At 45.9% G+C, this 22,258-nt stretch carries 16 protein-coding genes and 1 tRNA gene; 16 read left to right on the top strand and 1 reads right to left on the bottom strand.

Annotation, left to right across the window (positions count from 1 at the left end; translation table 11 throughout):
• Positions 1-283: 283 nt before the first annotated feature.
• The 4 genes from ilvB to ACE3K2_RS27885 all read left to right on the top strand — a co-directional run bounded on the left by ilvB (position 284) and on the right by ACE3K2_RS27885 (position 5,452).
• Positions 284-2,035 (top strand): biosynthetic-type acetolactate synthase large subunit, encoded by a 1,752-nt coding sequence (gene ilvB, locus ACE3K2_RS27900; protein WP_091032851.1) that lies wholly within the window; start codon positions 284-286, stop codon positions 2,033-2,035.
• Positions 2,032-2,514 (top strand): acetolactate synthase small subunit, encoded by a 483-nt coding sequence (gene ilvN / locus ACE3K2_RS27895; protein WP_024628317.1) that lies wholly within the window; start codon positions 2,032-2,034, stop codon positions 2,512-2,514. The genes ilvB and ilvN overlap by 4 nt, the downstream gene beginning before the upstream one ends.
• Positions 2,515-2,777: 263 nt before the next feature.
• A complete protein-coding gene (gene ilvC / locus ACE3K2_RS27890) occupies positions 2,778-3,770 on the top strand; it encodes a ketol-acid reductoisomerase (protein WP_192134654.1) in 993 nt (330 codons plus the stop codon).
• A 140-nt stretch (positions 3,771-3,910) separates the two neighbouring features.
• The gene (locus tag ACE3K2_RS27885) at positions 3,911-5,452 is read left to right on the top strand and encodes a 2-isopropylmalate synthase (protein ID WP_421897797.1); all 1,542 of its coding nucleotides are present in this window, start codon (positions 3,911-3,913) and stop codon (positions 5,450-5,452) included.
• 251 nt (positions 5,453-5,703) lie between these two features.
• Here ACE3K2_RS27885 and ACE3K2_RS27880 read toward each other — a convergent pair whose 3' ends face one another.
• Positions 5,704-6,684 (bottom strand): aldo/keto reductase, encoded by a 981-nt coding sequence (locus ACE3K2_RS27880; protein ID WP_339240818.1) that lies wholly within the window; start codon positions 6,682-6,684, stop codon positions 5,704-5,706.
• A 233-nt stretch (positions 6,685-6,917) separates the two neighbouring features.
• Between ACE3K2_RS27880 and leuB the strand changes: the two genes are divergently transcribed.
• The 12 genes from leuB (at position 6,918) to pheS (ending at position 22,216) form a co-directional block, all read left to right on the top strand.
• The gene (leuB, locus tag ACE3K2_RS27875; protein WP_192134660.1) at positions 6,918-8,003 is read left to right on the top strand and encodes a 3-isopropylmalate dehydrogenase; all 1,086 of its coding nucleotides are present in this window, start codon (positions 6,918-6,920) and stop codon (positions 8,001-8,003) included.
• Between the two features lie 278 nt (positions 8,004-8,281).
• Positions 8,282-8,821 carry a peroxiredoxin gene (locus ACE3K2_RS27870; RefSeq protein ID WP_091032840.1) on the top strand — a complete coding sequence of 180 codons (540 nt, stop codon included), beginning with the start codon at positions 8,282-8,284 and terminating at the stop codon, positions 8,819-8,821.
• A 356-nt stretch (positions 8,822-9,177) separates the two neighbouring features.
• On the top strand, positions 9,178-9,594 hold the full coding sequence (locus ACE3K2_RS27865) for a hypothetical protein (protein WP_017689649.1): 417 nt from the start codon (positions 9,178-9,180) through the stop codon (positions 9,592-9,594).
• Positions 9,595-10,044: 450 nt separating this feature from the next.
• A complete protein-coding gene (locus ACE3K2_RS27860; RefSeq protein WP_421897790.1) occupies positions 10,045-11,151 on the top strand; it encodes an ATP-binding protein in 1,107 nt (368 codons plus the stop codon).
• Positions 11,152-11,272: 121 nt separating this feature from the next.
• Entirely contained in the window at positions 11,273-12,238 is a 966-nt protein-coding gene (locus ACE3K2_RS27855; RefSeq protein ID WP_421897787.1) for an AAA family ATPase, read from the top strand.
• Between the two features lie 4 nt (positions 12,239-12,242).
• Positions 12,243-13,358, top strand: a complete 1,116-nt coding sequence (locus tag ACE3K2_RS27850; protein WP_421897784.1) for a DUF58 domain-containing protein — start codon at positions 12,243-12,245, stop codon at positions 13,356-13,358.
• Positions 13,355-14,668, top strand: a complete 1,314-nt coding sequence (locus ACE3K2_RS27845) for a hypothetical protein (protein ID WP_421897781.1) — start codon at positions 13,355-13,357, stop codon at positions 14,666-14,668. Before ACE3K2_RS27850 ends, ACE3K2_RS27845 begins: the two co-directional genes overlap by 4 nt.
• Positions 14,669-14,751: 83 nt before the next feature.
• On the top strand, positions 14,752-15,708 hold the full coding sequence (locus ACE3K2_RS27840; protein ID WP_339198382.1) for an aldolase catalytic domain-containing protein: 957 nt from the start codon (positions 14,752-14,754) through the stop codon (positions 15,706-15,708).
• A 289-nt stretch (positions 15,709-15,997) separates the two neighbouring features.
• Positions 15,998-18,124 (top strand): bifunctional diguanylate cyclase/phosphodiesterase, encoded by a 2,127-nt coding sequence (locus ACE3K2_RS27835; RefSeq protein ID WP_421897778.1) that lies wholly within the window; start codon positions 15,998-16,000, stop codon positions 18,122-18,124.
• Between the two features lie 161 nt (positions 18,125-18,285).
• A tRNA-Gly gene (locus ACE3K2_RS27830) sits at positions 18,286-18,356 on the top strand.
• A 518-nt stretch (positions 18,357-18,874) separates the two neighbouring features.
• Positions 18,875-20,767 (top strand): ribosomal protection-like ABC-F family protein, encoded by a 1,893-nt coding sequence (gene abc-f, locus ACE3K2_RS27825; RefSeq protein WP_421897775.1) that lies wholly within the window; start codon positions 18,875-18,877, stop codon positions 20,765-20,767.
• A gap of 414 nt (positions 20,768-21,181) precedes the next feature.
• Positions 21,182-22,216 carry a phenylalanine--tRNA ligase subunit alpha gene (pheS, locus tag ACE3K2_RS27820; protein ID WP_124113690.1) on the top strand — a complete coding sequence of 345 codons (1,035 nt, stop codon included), beginning with the start codon at positions 21,182-21,184 and terminating at the stop codon, positions 22,214-22,216.
• The last annotated feature ends 42 nt before the right edge of the window (positions 22,217-22,258 follow it).

Raw genomic sequence — 22,258 nt, 5'->3', positions numbered from 1 at the left:
GTTTTCCTGAAAAGCACTGGATGTCACTCCTTTCGCGTATTAGGGAAAATCGTATGTCTGCGTTACAGACAACAGGTATGGGAAACGACTATGTTCGTTTGAGCTATTCGTTTTGTTGTACCTGGTAAGGTCCGTTATTGCGAAATTTCGGGCAAAGTTGGGTGGTACCACGGAAGCGATAACCTTTCGTCCCTCGCAAGCATGAACTTGTTTGCAGGGATGGAAGGTTTTTTTTGTAACTTTAAATGTCAGAATGGTGTAAATTTCGAGAGGAGGATGACTGATGGGAGCTCAAATTCCAGAAGTGCGGTCAACAGATGAATTACGTGAAAAATGGATGAAGCCGGAGGTCATTAGCGGATCCGAAATTCTGCTGAGAAGTTTGTTACTTGAAGGTGTCGAGTGCGTATTTGGTTACCCGGGCGGCGCAGTGTTGTACATTTACGATGCGATGTATGGTTTCGAGGATTTCAAACACGTTCTCACTCGTCACGAACAAGGTGCAATACATGCAGCTGATGGATATGCACGTGCAAGCGGTAAAGTTGGTGTCTGCATCGCTACTTCCGGACCAGGAGCAACGAATCTGGTTACGGGAATTGCAACAGCGTATATGGATTCAGTACCACTCGTAGTTATTACGGGGAACGTTATTTCAAGCCTGATTGGTTCAGATGCTTTCCAGGAAGCGGATATTACCGGGATTACAATGCCAATCACTAAACACAGTTACCTGGTGAAAGATGTAAAGGATCTGTCCAGTGTGATTCATGAGGCATTCCATATTGCCAATACTGGTCGTAAAGGTCCCGTACTGATCGACATCCCAAAAGATGTATCAGCGAACAAAACATTGTTTGAACCAACAACTGAACCTGTTATATTGAGAGGGTACAATCCACGGACAGTACCAAACAAACTGCAGGTTGACCGTTTGGCTCAGGCCATTCAGGAAGCAGAACGTCCAATGATTCTGGCCGGTGGCGGTGTGGTGTACTCCGGTGGACATGAAGAACTGTTCGAGTTTGTTGAGAAGACAGGCATTCCAATTACAACAACTCTTCTTGGTCTGGGGGCTTTCCCGAGCGGTCATGAATTATGGACGGGTATGCCAGGTATGCACGGAACGTACACTTCCAATCAGGCTATTCAAAAAGCTGACCTGCTGATTAATATCGGCGCACGATTCGATGATCGGGTAACAGGCAAGCTGGATGGATTCGCTCCACATGCCAAGATCGTTCATATCGATATCGATCCGGCTGAGATTGGTAAAAACATCGCAACCGATATTCCAATCGTTGGTGATGTGAAGACCGTACTGGAAATAGCCAACAAAGAAGTTGGACGTGCCGAGCGTGCAGATGCATGGAGAGACCAGATCAAACAGTGGAAACAAGAGAAACCTTACAGCTATACGGATTCAGACGAAGTGCTGAAACCCCAGTGGGTTGTTGAAATGCTGAATGATACAACCAAAGGTGAAGCAATTGTAACTACGGATGTAGGACAACATCAGATGTGGGCAGCACAATATTATAAATTTAATCAACCTCGTTCATGGGTAACTTCGGGTGGTCTCGGAACAATGGGCTTTGGATTCCCTTCTGCTATTGGTGCTCAGATGGCCAATCCGGACAGACTCGTTATCTCCATTAACGGTGACGGCGGAATGCAGATGTGTTCCCAAGAACTCGCGATCTGTGCCATTAACAATATACCGGTGAAAATTGTAATCATTAACAATCAGGTACTCGGAATGGTTCGCCAATGGCAGGAGATCATCTATGAGAACCGTTACAGCCATATCGATCTGGCAGGAAGTCCGGATTTTGTAAAATTGGCTGAAGCATATGGCGTAAAAGGGTTGCGTGCAACCAACAAGGAAGAAGCCCAGCGTGCTTGGCAGGAAGCCTTGGATACACCAGGACCGGTCGTTGTTGAATTCGTAGTGCGTAAGGAAGAAAATGTATATCCAATGGTTCCGCAAGGAGCGACAATTGATCAAATGCTGATGGGGGATGCTGACGAATGATAAGACATACGATCTCAATACTGGTAAACGATCAGCCTGGCGTCCTTCAGCGGGTATCAGGGTTGTTCGGTCGACGCGGATTTAACATTGAGAGTATTACAGTAGGTCAATCGGAAGAACCTGGGCTCTCCCGGATGGTTATTGTTACCATTGGTGATGATAAAACACTGGAGCAGATTGAGAAACAATTGTACAAAATCATCGATGTTATTAAAGTGGTTGATTTCAGCCTGAAACCGATGGTAGCCCGTGAACTTGCCCTGATCAAAGTTAAAGCAGAGCCTTCCGAGCGTCCTGAGATTCTGGGTGTGGTAGAAACATTCCGCGCATCCGTTGTAGATGTTGGTCCTGGCAGCCTGATTGTGCAGGTGGTCGGAGATACGGACAAAATTGATGCTATGATTGAATTGCTCAAGCCATACGGCATTCGCGAATTGTCCCGTACAGGCATAACTGCATTGGTACGCGGCAACGTATAAGGCTATAATGATTGAAGAGGGACGACGGTTAACTAACATATACAGTTGATCTTATGTGAGAGTGTCAGTCCCTTAAAAGTTGCAATGTAACATTTTAGTGATGTAACGCTTGAAAATATAGCTACATTCCCGCATTAATGGGCGGGTGTCTGAACGGATCGAATCAGACCAGAGACGCTTTTGATACGCCAAGCGAGTCGGTCCCTTGAGACACCCGCTCATTAATGAAGGGTTCTTTACAATACAAAGGAGGACTTATAAACATGCCAGTAACTACTTATTATGAACAAGATGCAGAGCTTAACGTATTGAAAGGAAAAACGATTGCGGTAATCGGTTATGGTAGCCAGGGCCACGCCCAAGCCCAAAACCTTCGTGATAGCGGATTGAACGTAGTCATCGGACTTCGTGAAGGTAAATCCTTCGACTCTGCAAAAAATGACGGATTTGAAGTTCTGTCCCCGGCTGAAGCTACAAGCCGCGCAGATGTAGTTCAAATCTTGCTGCCAGACGAAACTCAAGCTTCTGTATACAAAAACGAAATCGAACCAAACCTGAAAGAAGGCGCTGCATTGCTCTTCTCACACGGTTTCAACGTTCATTTCGGTCAAATCGTTGCTCCAAAAAACAGTGATGTATTGCTGGTAGCTCCTAAATCCCCTGGTCACATGGTACGTCGTACTTATGTGGAAGGATTTGGTGTACCGGGCCTGATCGCAATCGAGCAAGATGCAACAGGTAAAGCGAAAGAAATCGGTTTGGCTTATGCTAAAGGTATCGGTTGTACACGCGCAGGGGTTATCGAAACTTCCTTCCGTGAAGAAACAGAAACAGATCTGTTCGGTGAGCAAGCTGTTCTGTGTGGTGGCGTGAGTGCATTGGTAAAAGCTGGATTCGAAACATTGACAGAAGCGGGTTACGCTCCTGAAATGGCATACTTCGAATGTCTGCACGAACTGAAACTGATCGTTGACATGATGTATGAAGGCGGACTCGCAAGTATGCGTGATTCCATCAGTAACACAGCTGAGTACGGTGACTATGTAACTGGACCTCGCGTTGTAACTGAAGATACGAAGAAAGCAATGAAAGAAGTGCTGACGGATATCCAACAAGGTAAATTCGCACGCGACTTCATCCTGGAGAACCAATCCGGCCGTGCATTCTTGACAGCAACTCGTCGTAACGAAGCTGAACACCCAATCGAAGTGGTTGGCGGACAATTGCGTGAGATGATGCACTGGATCAAGAAATAAAGCATTAACTTTTAGAACATGCACTTTAAGGTATTCAAGTAAACTTAGAGCTTTAACTGGGAATAGCGGCCGTGCTTATGCGTGAGCCGCTATTGCTGGTTCAGAGAAACATTATAATACAAGTACAGGAGGTGCGAAGCGTGCGTAAAATCTATGTATTTGACACAACGCTGCGTGATGGAGAGCAATCCCCGGGAGTCAATCTGAACACTCGTGAAAAGGTGGAAATTGCCCATCAGCTCGAGCGGCTTGGCATTGACCGGATGGAAGCTGGTTTCCCGGCGGCATCTCCAGGTGACCTGGCAGCTGTCAATGCAGTGGCAAAAGCAGTTAAAAATGTGACTGTAATTGGCTTGTCCCGTTCCAGAGAGCAAGACATTGATGCGGTTAAGGAAGCGCTTAAAGGTGCACAGGACCCGTGTATTCACGTTTTCCTGGCAACTTCGCCTATTCACCGCCAACATAAATTGCGTATGGATAAAGCGCAGGTATTGGATACAGCTCGTTCCGCGATTCGTTATGCAAAGAAAACATTTTCGAAGATCGAATTCTCACTTGAGGATGCAGGTCGTACCGAGTATGATTTCCTCGTGGAAATGGTAAATATGGCTGTGGAAGAAGGCGCAGCCGTTGTGAATATTCCGGATACAGTTGGTTACCTGAGCCCATATGAATACGGAAACATTTTCAAACATCTCAAGGAGAATGTGCATGGCATTGAAAAGGTACAGCTGAGTGCCCACTGTCATAATGACCTGGGTATGGCGACGGCCAATACACTTGCAGCTATTCTCAACGGAGCCGATCAGATCGAAGGTACGATCAATGGTATTGGTGAACGTGCAGGCAACACGGCGATCGAGGAAATTGCTATGGCGCTGGAGACACGTCAGGAATTTTTCCAGGCGAAAACATCGCTGCAGTTGTCCGAGATTGCACGGACCAGTCGTTTGGTTAGTCGTTTGACAGGTATGGTTGTGCCAGGAAACAAAGCCATTGTTGGGGCGAATGCCTTCGCACATGAATCCGGAATTCACCAGGACGGCATGCTGAAGGAAAAAACAACGTATGAGATTATGACTCCAGAGTCCATCGGTCTGAAGGAAAGCAAACTGGTATTGGGTAAACACTCTGGTCGTCATGCCTTCCGTGAGCGGTTGATTGATCTGGGATATGAGCTGGAAGAAGAAGCATTGAATCGGGCTTTCGCCCAGTTCAAAGAACTGGCTGATAAGAAGAAAGAAGTGACTGATGAAGATCTGCTTGCCGTAATTGAAGAGAAATTGCAGGATGCACCTGAGGTGTATAAACTGGAATCCATCTTTGTTACGTACGGAGATGAATCGGTACCAACAGCCAAAGTCCGCATTGCGACGCTTGACGGGGATACGGTGGAGAAGCAAGCAGAGGGTAACGGATCCGTAGATGCAATATACAATGCAATTGACCAAGTGAGTGGGGAAGACGTAACGTTGTCTGACTATTCCATCAAATCGGTAACACATGGTAAGGATGCATTGGGTGAAGTACATGTTGTGCTGACTCAAAATCAGGTGTCGGTGCAAGGACGTGGCGTAAGCACAGATATATTGGGTGCAAGTGCACGTGCCTATGTGGACGGTCTGAATCAATTGATTGAAAAACGGAAGACATATACGAACCGTGTAAACGTGAACCTTTAGGTTCTGGTGCAGCAAGCACGAATCCTTCATTGAACTGAACTTTAAGCTGTGACATATACATCTGACAGGATAACATTTTGATGGATATAAAAGATCGCTTGGCCTATTTTGTTCCGTTCAGTGAGGTACGTAAAGAGTCTGACTCTCCTGTGGAGGGTCAGACTCTTTTGCTTGTATTTATAGGATTATGGCCGTAAAACACAGTACATTTTCTACAGTTTCCTATTGCATCGCCTTACGCTATCAAGCTGTTACCACGCGTATGCATTAGGTGCATGTCCACCTGGACCCGGGAAAATCTCATCCAGACGTTTAAGCACGGCCTCATCCAAAGTCACATCCAGACATTTGAGTGCGGTCTCAAACTGCTCCAGCGTACGTGGTCCGATAATCGGGGCGGTCACTGCCGGATTGGCTGCAACCCAGGCCAAAGCCACCGTATCCTGTGGTTCGCCGAGATCACGACAGAGTGCGGCAAAGTCTTCAAGCTGAGTCTGCTGCTGCTCAATCCGCCCAGCGATGCCTCCGCTGCGTGTTCCTTCCAGCTTCTGGAGAGCATTACGTCCCAGTAATCCACCATCCAGTGGACTCCATGGAATGACGCCGAGGCCCAGCTCTTTGGCTGCGGGCAATACTTCCAACTCAGGCAAACGACAGTTGAGGCTATATTTATGTTGTTCGGAAACCAGGCCGAGGAAATGACGATTGTTAGCTTCGCTTTGTGCGATTGCAATCTGCCAAGCAGCAAAGTTGCTTGATCCTACATAACCGATTTTACCCTGATGAACGGCATTCTCAAATGCGCCCCACAATTCGTTCCACGATACGGCAGGGTCCACATGGTGCATCTGGTACAACTCGATATGATCGGTCTGTAAGCGGCGGAGGGAACCTTCCAGATGCCGTCTGATTTTGTAAGCGGAGAGGCCAGCTTCGTTATTGGGGCCATCTGTATCATCATGCATGGAGCCATAGACTTTGGTGGCTAGAACCACTTTCTCGCGTCGGCCACCACCCTGGTTGAACCAACGTCCGATAATTTCTTCGGTAAGACCGGAATTTTCACCCCAACCGTAGATGTTAGCGGTATCAAAAAAGTTCACGCCTGCATCGAGTGCTGCGTCCATAATGCGAAAAGCTTCTTTTTCATCTGTAGCAGGCCCGAAATTCATGGTACCGAGACAGATTCGACTGACCTTGAGGCCTGATTTACCCAAATACGAATATTGCATGTTGCTTATCCCTCCTGCGTACCTGATTTGAATTCAGCTATATTTTAACCCAGCCGGGAGGTCAGAACAACTTGGAAAGGCTAATCTCTATTGGCTTATAGGTAAAATCTATTAAAGTCATAGATTGTATATCTTGGTCAAATGACCGTAGAATATGATACAAAAGAGAGAGTTACTATGAGACGTTACATTAAGAATCATTCATGAGTGAAATATAAGGAGTGGACAACCCAATGGCAGACGTGAAAAAAATTGCAGTTATTGCAGGTGACGGAATCGGCCCTGAAGTCGTAGCTGAGGCTGAGAAAGTACTTAAACGTACGGAGGAAGTATTCGGTTATCGTTTTGAGACAGAGCACGCGTTGTTTGGCGGAATCGCAATCGATGAGAAGGGCACACCTCTTCCTGAAGAAACACTGAGCGTATGTAAAAGTGCAGATGCAGTCCTGCTTGGAGCCGTTGGTGGTCCCAAATGGGATAACAACAGCAAGGAGCTTCGCCCGGAAACAGGCCTGCTGGGTATTCGTAAAGCACTCGGATTGTTCTCCAACCTGCGTCCGGCTGTCGTATTTGATTGCCTGAAGGATGCTTCAACTCTGAAGCCGGAAGTACTTGAAGGTACAGATCTGATGGTGGTACGTGAGTTGACAGGTGGTATCTATTTCGGTGAGAAGTTCAGACGTGAAAGTGCACAGGGCGAAGAGGCTGTAGATACATGTGCATATAATGTAACGGAAGTAGAACGGATCGTTCGTCAAGCATTCGAAATTGCCCAAGGACGTCGCAAAAAGCTGGCTTCTGTAGACAAAGCCAACGTATTGGAAACTTCCCGTCTCTGGCGTGAAGTCGTAAACCGGGTAGCACCGGATTATCCGGATGTTGAACTGGAGCATGTGCTTGTAGACAACTGCGCGATGCAATTGCTTCGTCGTCCAGCAAGCTTTGATGTTATTGTAACGGAAAACATGTTCGGAGATATCTTGAGTGATGAAGCAGCGATGTTGACTGGTTCCATCGGTATGCTTGCATCTGCATCACTGGGAGAAGGCAGCTTCGGACTCTATGAGCCGGTACACGGTTCTGCACCAGATATCGCAGGTCAAGGTCTCGCTAATCCGATTGCAACCATTCTCTCATTGGCGTTGATGTTCCGTACGACCTTTGGTTATACAGAGGGTGCAGATGCCATTGAAGCAGCTGTGTCGGATGTATTGAACGCAGGGCACCGCACAAGTGATATTGCTGTAGATAAGAGCACAGCGATCAGCACGACCGAAATGGGCGATTTGATCGTAGCGGCTATTCAGAAACAGGCGTAATTATAGTACCACCAACATGACAGCCCTTTGTTTCCAGTTATGGAATGTACAGAGGGCTGTTCCTTTCTGATTTTTGCCACGAAAAATCCTTATTTATAATTATTATAAAAAAATAATGTTTATAATCTTGACTTTAGCAAGTCCGAATGATAACATTTTACTTGTACTTGTTATCAAGTATCAAATCATTTTAATTACAGGAAAATCGTTCGCGTTTTTCTTGATGATGAGCAATCCGCAAGGATGCTTACATAATCCCAAAGGAGGAATTTTTAGTTATGGCAGAACGTTTGGTTGGTAGACCAGCACCGGATTTCGCAATGGAAACAGTATCGGGAGATGGACAAGATTTCGGTTCCGTTAAACTGTCCGATTATCGTGGCAAATGGCTTGTATTCTTCTTTTATCCTTTGGACTTCACATTTGTGTGCCCAACTGAAATTACAGCTTTGAGCGTTGCTTCCGAGCAATTCAAAGCTTTGGATACTGAAATCCTTGGCGTGAGCGTAGACTCCGTACACAGCCACAAAGCATGGATCAACACACCTGTAGACAGCAATGGTCTGGGTCAATTGAACTTCCCGCTGGCTTCTGACATCACGAAGCAAGTGGCTAAAGATTACGGCGTACTGATCGAAGAAGAAGGCGTAGCATTGCGCGGCTTGTTCATCATCGATCCAGAAGGCGAATTGAAATATCAAGTGGTTAACCACAACGATGTAGGTCGTAGTGTTGAAGAAACACTTCGCGTACTACAAGCACTGCAATCCGGCGGATTGTGTGCAATGAACTGGAAACCAGGCGACAATAACCTGTAAGCCAGATTAACTTGAACGTTTTTTGTTCAAGCCCTCATCCCGTTAGGGATTGAGGGCTTTTTGCACCCTTTTGCCGAAACTTATCACGAAGTTAATCAAAATTGTTTGAACAAGCAGCTAAGCGTGTTAATAATATATTAGAAGAAAGTCTTCTTTTTATCTGCTGAAAGAGGAATTGATGGCCGTTAAGGCGAATAGGGTATGGAAACCCGGTAAATATTCCGGTGCTCTGCATTTATAATCTGTACATGAATGTGATACACTGATGGAACTATTCCTTTTCGGAAGTGCTGGAAGTGTACGGGATTGCATTTTAACAAAAAAGTCCCGGCACGTAATAAGGAGGGTGAACAAAAATGAGTTACTGTTGTGGGGCAAGTATGGTTGGAACGAAGGGCACGCTGAAGCATTACCGCACCCAGGTTCATAATGTTCCCCTGCTGTTTTGCCCGGTGTGTCATCGGGTTGAGGTGCATTATAAAGTGGAAAACGAATATGAAATTCTGGCTGAATATGCCCATGGAGACGGTGCATCCGAGATTGACTTTCAAGATTATGTGACAGAAGATGAGGATGCGATTTTCGAAAACTGTGTAAACCGTGAGAGTGAAGATGCCATGGTCATTGTACAGCGCCAGATTGATATGGCTCTGGATTTGCTCAGACTCGCCAAAGAAACCAAAGACGAGAAGTGGGAAAGCGAACTTAAACGTCGATTAGCTGTGATGAGTCAGCGCCGACTGAAAATTCAGCATAATAAGACCGGACTATAGATGAACTCCGATATATCACAAATTAAAGATATTAAAAACGAAGCTGATTTACCTATTGGGTGAAACGGCTTCGTTTTTGTGCGTTGTTCTGGAACTAATTCGAGGTTTTTTTTAAAATAATTTCCATTCGACACTTTCTCCGATTGACTCTCTTCTATAAACTTGTCTATGATAAAAACAGACTTGCAAAAGAGGCGGAGCAAAAAATGTTCGTGTTTGGGAATAGGAGAAGGTCAGAATGGGACAAATGTATATGATTTTCCGGATCAACTGTTGGTTACCGGGAAGAATAGACCAGCTTAAGTTCCGGACATGCCATCCATATTTTCGGCTCAGCCCCCCAACGAAAGGGCACCGGTAATGAAAAATAAAATCGGCCCTTCCTGTTTCTGTGATGATATGATGTCCGAATGGCAAGTTTATCATTTACGTGAAAAGGAGGAACCTGACATGATTAGTGAATTTCAGGATACAGTGCCTCAACCAACGGATGGATTCCCGCCTGTGCATCTGGATAACAACAAGTACGAAAATGTACTGGAACATCTGGATAGCGGTATTATGTTGTTTGACAGTCACGGTGTATTGACGTTTATTAACGTTCAGATGGCAAAGTTGTTGGAGCTTCCAAGAAGTCTGTTGAGCGGCTGCACCCTGATGCAAATGCTGCATCATCCGCAGATGAGCCGATTCAAGAAAAAGAAAATATTACGTATTTATCGGGAAACCATCTTTCATCGTAAGCGCTATCATGAGTTGATTGATGAATATGGAAGGCATTGGCTGGTTACTGTGACGTATGGTGATCAGATGGATGGCGATTTTTTGTTCAGCGTCAAAGATGTATCTGATTATAAACAAATTGAACAGACCGCTTATCAAAATGACAAACTTGCGATGCTTGGGCGGATTTCAGCATCTATTGCTCATGAAATTCGTAACCCTTTGACTGCAATCCGTGGGTTCATCCAATTGCTCAGACCCCATTTGTTGCAGCTCGGCAAAGACGAGTATGCTCGGATCATACTGACGGAGATTGACCGGGCGAACGACATCATCTACGAATTTTTGAATTCTTCCAAACCGTCAGCACCACAGAAGACCGTGATGTCCGTCAACTCTTTGCTCAAAGAGGTGGTCTTGCTGACAGAAAGCGAAGGTTTGATGAAGGGGTGCGAGATCACACTGGATGAAGGGGATATCCCGCTGAATGTATCCATTGATGTCAAACAGATTAAGCAGGTTATTTTGAATATGGTGAAAAACGCAATGGATGCCATTGAGGAAGTCGGCGAAGAACATACCGGTCTAATTCGAATATCTACGGCCACGGAAAACAAGTTTGTACAGATCTCCATCGTGGATAATGGTCATGGAATGGACCATAACACGCTTGTACGTCTGTTTGATCCATTCTTCACGACCAAGGAGAGCGGAACGGGGCTTGGGCTCTCGGTGAGTTACCGCATTATCAAGAATCATGGAGGTACCATCTCTGTGGATAGCAAAAAAGGAGAAGGTACGCGGTTTATGATTATGTTACCCTTGGTATTTTGAGAAGAGTGGGGAGTCAAGGAGTCGGCCATTTGCCGACTCCTTTGTTTTATGTTGCCAATTAGGGTTATAGTTAGTAATGAATGCGAATACATAAGCTCCATAACGGAAGGATGAGATGCAGATGGAAATCCAAGGAATGGAACGAATGAATCAACAATTGATGGATCACGTGGGCAAAGTGATTGTGGGAAAAGAACATACTATAGAACTGGTGATGACAGCGATCATAGCTTCAGGACATGTGCTGCTGGAGGATGTACCGGGTACCGGGAAAACGATGCTTGCCAAATCGGTAGCTTCTTCATTGGACTGCACATTTCAACGGATACAGTTTACACCGGACTTGCTGCCCTCTGACTTAACAGGGATACATTTTTTTAATCAAAAAGAAGGTGATTTTGAATTCAGACCGGGGCCTTTGTTCGCCAATCTTGTACTTGCTGATGAGATTAACCGGGCTACACCACGTACGCAATCAAGCTTGCTGGAGTGCATGGAAGAGCGCCAGATCAGTATCGATGGCTCAACTAGACAGTTGGAACGGCCATTTATCGTTATCGCCACCCAGAACCCTGTAGATAACCAGGGAACTTTTCCGCTACCTGAGGCTCAGATGGATCGTTTTATGATGAAAATTCGCATGGGTTATCCAAGCAGTGAAGAGAGTATAGAAATTTTGAGACGTACGGTAGCCAGTCGTTCTGTTGAAGATCTCTCGGCAGTCATCAGTCGTGAAGAACTTTTGAAGGCGCAGGATACGTATAAAACCGTGCAAATCAACGAAGATTTGCTGCGATATATCATTCAGTTAACCGAAGCAACAAGACAACATCCCGAGCTCTCGCTTGGCGTAAGTCCACGTGGGGCACAAGCATTACTCAAGGCAAGTCAGGCCTGGGCTGCACTGCATGGCAGAGACTTTGTATTGCCTGATGATATTAAAGTTCTGGCGGAACCTGTGCTGGCCCACCGGCTTGTATTCCGTAACCGGGTCAGACAACAAGAGGGCTTGGCTGAGCGTATCATCCAGGAACTTCTGAATCAGACAGAAGTGCCTACGGAGAATCTCGCTACAAGCGGGCGTTAATCTTATGGCATTATTATGGCTTGTCCTGGTTGGAGGCATTGTCGTTGTTATACATGGTGTGTGGTTCGGACGACCAGCACTGCGAAAGCTCAAGTACAGCAGACAATTCAGCAAGCTTCGTTGTTACGCTGGAGATGAACTTGAGATGGTGGAGACGATATCGAATGAGAAACGGGTCTCCGTACCGTGGCTCAGACTTGAATCGATGATGCCAGTGTCGTTTGTATTTCGTTCCGGTTCGGGTATGGATATTAGCCAAGGCGAAATCTATCAGAACCATAAGAGTATTTTTACGTTGAAACCGTTTACTCGTATTACGCGCAAGCATCCTTTTGTATGTACTCAGCGTGGGATTTATCCATTAAATACAGCAACGATGACAGGTGGGGATCTTTTTGGCGTGTGGCGTTCCACCAAACCGATTCCTATGCAAATGTCTATGGTTGTGTATCCTTCATTAGTGAATGCAGAGGATCTTCCTGCAATTTATCAGGTATGGCAGGGAGAAGTGGAAGTATCACGATGGATCGTTGAGGATCCTTTCTTGATTCTGGGTGTTAGGCCTTATGGCGCAGGCGACCCCATGAATCGTATTCACTGGAAAGCGAGTGCACGTACAGGGGAATTACAAGTCTACAAACAGGGATGGACAGCTGATCCGCAGTCCTGGATTGTAGTGAACATTCAGGAATCTGCAGATATGTGGAGTGTAGTCACTCGACCGGAAAAGATTGAACGGGCACTCCGTTATGCTGCCACGGCTGCCGTGGATGCCATCGGTAGAGGGTTGCCGGCAGGATTCGCCCATAATGGTTATCATGTGGGTGGAGGCCGAGACACACTGCGGATTGAGCCGGATTATGGCACGCCCCATCTGGAACGGTTACTTGAAGCTATGGCGGAGACAGAGTTGAAATGCATGGTGCCTATGGAGCAATTCCTGAATGATGAAGTACGTTTGAATGAAGAAGCACAGCAAATCCGCAGCTATCTGCTGATTACATCCTATGTATCTGCCGCTATGGAGCATGAGATTGCACGTCTGCACGAACAAGGACATCGTGTGACGATTCTCCCGGTAGAGGACGTTAAGGGGAATACAAAGGCGGTGAGTGCATGAGAAACAGACAGGAAGCGACGACAAAGGGACTCATAGCGATGCTTGCCGTCTTGATGGCTGGCATATATCTATTTCCGATATTTACGCTCACATCATTCTACGCAATGGAACATTTGCCGTACACATTATTCATCCTGGTTGTTCTCGTAGGTGGGTTGGGACAATTCATCCAGCATAAAATTCCGGGTTTTAGCGAGAAAAGTACATTCATTCGTGGACTAACGGCACTCGTCTTAGGACTTCTCTTTGCATTCGTTGTTGGGATGAGCCTCATCCTCCCGTTGCCGGATATCATCACATTGCTACTGTGTGGAGTCATCTTGGCTTATGCAGGTCTGACCTTCCAGCCAGTCTTTCATTCTGTGTTGTTATGGCGCTTGCAGATTATGGGTGTAATCAGTGCGATCGTGCTGATGATTGCTTCGAATTCGTTGGAGTTTATGCAGCCGATACGAACCTATACCACATGGATCTATATTGCGGGAGTGATCAGCTTTGCTTTTTGGCTGGTTGGACGATATATGCTGCAATTGGATCAGGCAATGCTTAATGACGGCAAGAGAAGATTGGTATTACGAGATTTTGCACGTGCGAATCATCAGCGATTCATGTGGATGTTTGTTGTCATCGTCGCGATTGGTGCTTTCCCAAGTTTGGCTGCCTGGCTGGGGCCGCTACGTGACCGCTTGCTTGCATGGATCAGGGGATGGTTTGGTCCGATTTCCGGCGAGGAGCCACGATTACCAATGGACAATCCCAATCAGCCGCTAAATATACCGAATGATTGGAGAGAGCCGCCATCCGAGCCCTCAGTCTTCTGGAACATTCTGGGGTGGGTAGTGATGTGTGCTGTAGCAGGAGCAATCCTGTGGCTGCTTCTGAGGTTGGGACGAAAAACGATAAACAGACTTATGGAACGATTCAAAGGGATGTTACAACCAGGTGACAAAAAGGCAGAACCACGGACGGAGTATATCGATGTCAGTGAGACGCTTGATGCGCCAGCAAAAGTTAAAAAGAATTGGTTTCGGAAGAAAGAAGTGATACCTGCACAGGATGTTGAACGTGTTCGGTATTACTATCGGACTTGGATTGACAGAGCTGCTCATCGAGGAGTGGGAGTACAGGGGACACACACTCCACTCGAGGCTGCACAGACCATTATTCAGAATGGTGTGAAGTTAGAAGAAGATGAGCTGTCTGTGAGACTGCCAGACACGTATAACAGCGTACGGTATGGAGGAAAGGCTCCAGATCATTCCGATATGGTTGAGATTGACCGAATCTGGAAATCTTATCGAAGTAAATAAGTCCGGAATCCCTTTACTTTTCTTGTCACGTTCAAGTATCATGAGAGGAATACACAAGTTGGTCAGAAAAGGAGCAGACATTAATGAAGACAAATCATTGCAAAATTGTAGATTGTACGATCCGTGATGGCGGATTGGTGAATAATTGGGACTTTAGCGTGGACTTTGTTCAACAGCTGTATGCTGGATTGAATGAAGCTGGCGTTGATTATATGGAAATTGGATACAAAAACTCTCCGAAGTTACTGAAAGGTGCTGAGGAAGCAGGACCGTGGCGTTTTCTGAATGATGATTTCCTGCGTAAAGTTATTCCTCAAAAAGGAAACACCAAATTATCTGCACTGGTTGACGTTGGACGTGTGGACGAGAATGATATCTTGCCTCGCAGCGAGAGCATGCTGGATCTGATCCGGGTTGCCTGCTACAGCAAAGATGTGGACAAGGCACTTGCTCTGGTTCAAACATTCCATGATCGTGGATATGAAACTACACTGAATATTATGGCACTCTCCAATGTAATGGAGAATGAGTTGCTGGAAGCATTTGAATTGATCAAAGAAAGTACTGTAGATGTTGTCTACATTGTCGATTCTTACGGTAGTCTGGATCATAATGATGTGAAATATCTGGTGGAGAAGTTCAAGACTCACTTGCCTAACAAACGTCTTGGTGTTCACACACATAATAATATGCAGCTTGCGTTTTCTAACACATTGGTTGCGGCGGAACTTGGCGTTGAGCTGCTTGATGCTTCTGTGTATGGTATGGGACGTGCGGCAGGTAACTGCCCAACCGAATTGCTGGTAGCTCATCTGAAAGGAACGAAATACAATCTGCGTCCAGTACTTGGTGTATTGGAACAATTGATGGTTCCACTGAGAGAAAAAGAAGAATGGGGTTACATTCTGCCTTACATGATCACAGGTGCGTTGGACGAGCATCCACGTTCGGCGATGGCGATTCGTTCATCGGAAGACAAGGATAAGGTTGTTGATTTCTATGATAAATTAACAACACCAGAAGTGAATTTTGATAAGTAATTTAGTCTGAAATACAGTTGCAAATTAGGAAAACATGGACTCTAACTGGAGATCCATGTTTTTTTAGTTCTTAATGCCTTGTTTTTCTCTATATTTATGAATAAATATTCCTAGGAGTAACTATTTTTTAGTTCACGTATACAAAATTAAATGTTATTATGTACCAGATAGCATGTGTATGCATGTGAATTGAACGTTGGTTAATATGTTTATTTGTCGAATCGTGTAATAAGTTATTGAGTTTGGTAAATGTAATTCAGGATAGGTGATCCCGGGAAGGAAAACACGAATGAAGGTTAATCTGCAAGATCAGAGAAAAATAAGTTGGGTCGCTGTGTGCGGCTTATTGTGTTTCCTCGCAAGTCAATGGTTTCGTTCTTCTTCACGCTCTGATCTGTTCATATCGGGTTACCCGATTTTGACACTCTTGGGTGGGTTCGCTGCGGTAGCGGCTTGTATCGGCATCTATAATCAAAGCTGGTTGTTCAGGACACAGAAGCTAACTCTTCGTAGGACATTATTGACAACACTCTTTTTATTGATTGGTCTGTTTGAACTGGTGCATATCGTTTCATTTGCAGAAGAGATTCCAAATGGAGCCATGATGGAATCGGAGTTCTCCTTAATGATGTCAACCATGGGATCGTTGGTATGTTCAGTAGGTTTACTGCTCGTGTATACCATAAATGAGAAAGAAATTGCATTACCACGCAAATTCTTAGTGTTCAGTGGGACATTGGGTACCTTTGTTATTTTGTACATACTGGCTATTCAGGAATGGAGCATGTTGCCAAGTATGCTTGATGGGGATGTGCTTGGTGGAATCTTCACCCGAGTTCATTTTGTGGTCGGATTGCTCTATGGCATTATTGCCGTTATTTTGTTTGTACAATGGAAAAAAACCAAAGATGGTGACCTGCCAACCATTCTATGTGGTATTCTGTGTTTCTTTTTTGGTGAATGTTATTTTGTCTCAGCAACCGGGGTGAACGATCTCAATTTGCTATTAGGATTGCTGAGTAATTGTATGGCATATTTTTTCATTCAAAAAGGGCTGTATACATCCGTAGTGGACACGCCTTTCCTGCAACAGCAGGTCGCGGAAGCCAAGATGAACTATATTGCTCATCATGATGATGTAACGGGACTTCCAAACCGTCGTCGCCTTTCACAGCGGTTAAAAAAGATGATGGATGATGCCGTGGTGCAGGAACAGCTTGTTGGTGTACTGGTCCTGAATATTAATCGGTTCAAGACCATTAACGATTCGCTCGGACAGCAAGCAGCTAACCGGGTTTTGCGTCAGGTAGGTCAACGACTGAAACATTCGTCACTTCCCGGTGAAGAAGTTTTTGGGTTGGGTAGAGATGAGTTTGCATTAACGATGACAGAATTCAGTTCAACCGATACGGCGTTACGTCGGACAAGATCCATTTTGCAACTTTTTGAGAAGCCGGTCTTGGTTGATGGTAATGAGTATCATCTTACACTTGGGATCGGCATGGCCATTTTCCCACATGATGGTGAGTCACCACTGGAGATTATTCAGAATGCCGATACGGCTCTGCACAGTGCAAAGGAACAAGGAATGGAACTGAATCGATTTGCCCATGCGATGCAGATGAAGGCACAGGAGCGTTTGCAGCTTGAGAATGATCTGCGCAAGGCGTTGGATCGAGGTCAGTTCTACCTGGTCTACCAGCCGCAGGTTAATCTGCAAAGTGGGCTAATCGTGGGCATGGAAGCATTGGTGCGTTGGCAGCATCCGCAGCGGGGATCGGTATCTCCGGCGGAATTTATTCCTCTGGCAGAAGAGAGCGGGCTCATTGTACCGCTTGGTGAATGGGTGCTTCGTGAAGCGTGTGCACAGAATAAACAGTGGCAGGAAGCCGGTTATCGTAAATTGTGTGTTTCGGTGAATTTGTCGATGAGACAATTCAGACATTCCCATTTGTTGGACAATATCAATGGCATTCTCAAGGAGACAGGACTAGAGCCTGTATGGCTTGAACTGGAGATTACAGAGAGCATGACATTTGACAAAGACCGATCATTCGAACAATTGCGCAAAATCAAAGAAATAGGTGTGCATATCAGTATTGATGATTTTGGAACGGGATACAGCTCGTTGCACTATCTGAAGGATCTGCCGATTGATCGGCTCAAGATTGACCGTTCATTCGTTAATGAAGTCATGGAGGACAGCAATAACGCTGCGATTGTATCTACCATTACTTCAATGGCTCACCATTTACAACTGAAAGTGACAGCTGAGGGTGTGGAGAACGAAGATCAGATGGTCTTTCTTCGCAATCAACACTGTCATGAGGCTCAGGGTTATTACTTCAGCAAACCGATTAAAGCCGCTGAATTTGAAAAGCAGTTTTTGAGAGATGTGGATAAGCCTACAGGATAGGGGACAGCGGGGGCGCGAGGGTGCTCCTGCTTTTTTAAGATGGGGGCGTAATGAAAAAAATGGGAAATATGACTTGCATGCTATAGAGGATCATGGTATATTATTATTTGTAAAATCACTGTTAAATTCCTAAGGAACTTAACAATTAATTTTTCAATCATGCGGGTGTAGTTCAATGGTAGAACTTTAGCCTTCCAAGCTAATAGCGTGGGTTCGATTCCCATCACCCGCTTTACGAAGCAGTACCGGAGCCCTTGCAGCGCAAGGGCTTTTTCTTTTGCTCTAAAAGAAACCCAGGGATAAAAGCGAGCTATAGGATGTGTTTTGATATCGGAGTGGCGAGTAGAAAGCATTCTTTAGTTTAATGTATATAACCTTTGCTTTTTTACAATGATCTGGTACAATTACGGAGAAATTGATACTACACATGAATGAGAGGTAACCATACGTCCCATGAAGTAAACACATGAATTGAACCCCAGTTAACTGCAGACGGTTTTATAACGCAGTCAGCCAGAGCGGCTGAGCAATGAGGGGATTCGTGTGTCCAAATTCAGCTATGGGATCAGGTATGGAGCAAGTAAACCTTGAGGTTTACGTGTACCCTGTGTTTTGGGTTTCTTCGTTCATGCCATAACTTACCTTAGATCTGTCTTTGAATGCTTGATCCAACCCTAAATTGCCAAACCGCCGGCTGATGCCAGCGGTTTTTTTTGTTCAGCAAAAAGGATGCAGGAAGGATGAGGCCTCATGATGACATTGGTGCGTTTGCATGAAGTATCAAAAGAGTGGAACGGTAATGAATTGTTTACAGGATTAGATCTGGAGATTAATGAGGGCGAACGACTCGCCATTTTGGGTCGCAACGGTTGCGGCAAGACGACGTTGTTACGCATTATTTTGGGTGAAGAGCACGGTGGTGGACGGATTGAACGTCATATCCCGCAGCAGGAATGGGGGTTCATGCGCCAGCGCTCGGAGATTGCGACGGGGATGAATGTACTGGATGCGGTCCGGAGAGAGAGCGGTCAGATCTATGAAGTGAAACGGAACTTGGAAGAACTGGAACAACGTTTGAGCATTAGCACTGAAGCTGATGAAAAGCTGCTTGCAGCCTATACGCAAGTGATGGAGCAATATGAACAGCTGAACGGTTATATGTGGGAGACTGAGGTAGAGAAGGTACTGACACGTCTTGGATTATCCGCAGAGCATTGGAACAGACCCTATCATTCCTTGAGTGGTGGACAAAAAACAAAGGCACGCCTAGCGGGGCTGCTTGTCAGCAAGCCCAAATTTCTGATTCTGGATGAACCGACGAATCATCTGGATGAGGGAAGCATGCGCTGGCTTGAAGAGTGGTTATCCTCATATGAAGGTACGCTGTTATTTGTATCTCACGATCGAACCTTTATTGATCAGGTAGCATCAGGAGTGATTGAATTCAGTGCAGATGCCCTGACCAAATACAAAGGCGGATACTCCGAATACAAGGTCCACAAAGAGCGTGAATTACGGGAACAGGAAACGATCTACCGCAGGCAGGAATTGGAGCGTAAGGCGCTGGAAGAAACGATTCGAAACTACCAGGAATGGTTCCATAAAGCGCATAATTCAGCGACCGATGTGGAGGTGAAGATCACCCAGAGCTTCTACAAGGCCAAAGCTAACAAAAATATTTCACGTTACCATGCAAAACAAAAACAGCTGGAACGTTTGGAGCGGGAACGGGTGGATAAACCTCGTGAAGCTGCAAAGTTGAACATGGAATTGCAGATGAATCCATTGGCTGCGCGACAGCTTGTTGCCTTGGATGAGGTGAGTTTTTCATATACGGGTAACGAGCCAGTGCTTCGTAACCTTCGAATCACCGTTGAACGTGGAGATCGGCTTGCCGTACGAGGCCCTAATGGAACGGGCAAAACAACACTGTTGAAGTTGATGATTGGTGAACTGGAACCTTCGCAAGGCAAGGTCACACGGCATCCACAGCTGAGAATCGGTTACTTTTCACAGGAGCTGGAAGGGCTCCCCGAGAATCTGACACTTCTGGATAGTTTGCTTACCCTTCCATCCATGACACAAAGTGCAGCACGTACCATTCTGGGATGTTTCCTCTTTTCCAGGGATGATGTGTTCAAGCGCATTGGGGATTTGAGCATGGGGGAAAAGTGTAGAGTGGCATTTCTGAGACTGTATTTTGGCGGAGCAAATCTGCTGGTGCTGGACGAACCGACCAATTATCTGGACATCGATACCCAGGAAGTCATGGAGAATGTATTAAAACAGGCTACAGGTACTTTGGTGCTTGTATCCCATGACCGGATGCTGACAAAGGCACTTGCCAATCGATTGTGCGATCTGGAAGCAGGAGGAACAGCAACCCTGTTTGAAGGAGATGTGTCGGACTGGGAGCAGTCCAGCAAACTTCGGGAGCAGGCGCTGGAGACCCGGGAGTCTGATGACGAGCGGTTACGACTGGAGATGCGCCTGTTGGAGTTGCTGTCTCCTGTGAGCACTGCTGGAAAAGATAGTCTGACACAGATAGAGCATTCGAATGAGCGAGCAGTCGAGGCAGCTGAGATTCGCGAAATCCAGCAGCGCCTGAAACAATTGAAAGATAAGGGTGCAAGTATAAATTAGAACATGGACGGCTTGCTATTTCGATCTATTTTGCATATAATTATGAACGATCATCGATGATTACATCGATATAGGTTTAACTCAAAAGCAAACGTGATGATGGAGATAAGTAAGCAGTGCCTCTGGACAGGGAGGAAGCGCCGTAGATTGAGAGCGTTTCTGTAGAACAAGGCTGCCCAAATTCACTCCGAAGCGGTTCCCTGAACCTGTTTGTGTGCAGACACAGAGGCAACAGTAGGGGCAAACGGTTAACGGTCGTTATTCCGTACAAAGTGAGACAGAACCAGTTGCAGGCCAGAAGGTCCGTGCAGCATTGGATGTCTAACAAGGGTGGTACCACGGTCTTTTCGTCCCTTCAGGGGAGAGAAGGCCTTTTTTTGTTGCAATAACACCACAAAAAGGGGGCAATTACACATGAAAGAACGTTTAGAGGCATTGAAGATCGAAGCGCTGGAGCAGTTGTCTGGTGTGAATGATCCGCAGACGCTCGGTGATCTGCGTGTAAAGTATTTGGGGAAAAAGGGTGCATTGACTGAGATTTTGCGCGGAATGGGTGCACTTAGTGCAGAGGAACGTCCGGTTATTGGTCAAGTAGCCAATGATGTTCGGGCTGCCATTGAGGAAGTCATCGACAGCAAGCAGGATCAGTTCCAGAAGGAAGAGACGGCGAAACGTCTGCAATCTGAGAAAATTGATGTAACTCTGCCAGGACGTCGTGGACGTCAAGGCGGACTGCATCCACTGACCAAAGTGGTACAGGAGATCGAAGATATTTTCATCGGCATGGGATACCGCATTGCGGAAGGTCCTGAAGTCGAAATGGACTATTACAACTTTGAAGCATTGAATCTGCCAAAGAATCACCCGGCGCGTGATATGCAGGATTCCTTCTATGTTACAGAAGACTTGTTGATGCGTACCCATACGTCTCCGGTTCAAGTGCGTACCATGCAGAGCATGAAGGGCGAAGTGCCTGTTAAAGTCATCTGCCCAGGTAAAGTATACCGCCGTGATGACGACGATGCGACACACTCTTTCCAATTCAACCAGGTTGAGGGATTGGTCATCAGCGAAAACATTCGTATGAGCGATCTGAAAGGAACTCTGCTGCAATTCGTGCGCGAAATGTTCGGTTCCCACACGGAAATTCGTCTGCGTCCAAGCTTCTTCCCGTTCACGGAGCCAAGTGCGGAAGTGGATGTAACCTGTGTACAATGTGGCGGCAGCGGCTGTCGGGTATGTAAGCAAACTGGCTGGCTTGAAATTTTGGGCGGCGGTATGGTTCACCCGAAAGTACTGGAAATGGGTGGTTATGATCCGGAGAAATACAGCGGTTTTGCATTCGGAATGGGTGTAGAACGTATCGCCATGCTGAAGTATGGTGTGGATGATATCCGTCACTTCTACAATAGCGATCTGACCTTCCTGAAGCAATTCGGACGGCTGTAACTTAACAAGATTAACAAGACAATGGATCAACATATATAGAGC

Source organism: Paenibacillus sp. (assembly GCF_048976745.1).
In the GTDB taxonomy this organism is placed as follows: domain Bacteria; phylum Bacillota; class Bacilli; order Paenibacillales; family Paenibacillaceae; genus Paenibacillus.
The sequence above is the reverse complement of the archived record's forward strand: the minus strand, read 5'-3'. Positions and strand labels throughout refer to the sequence as shown.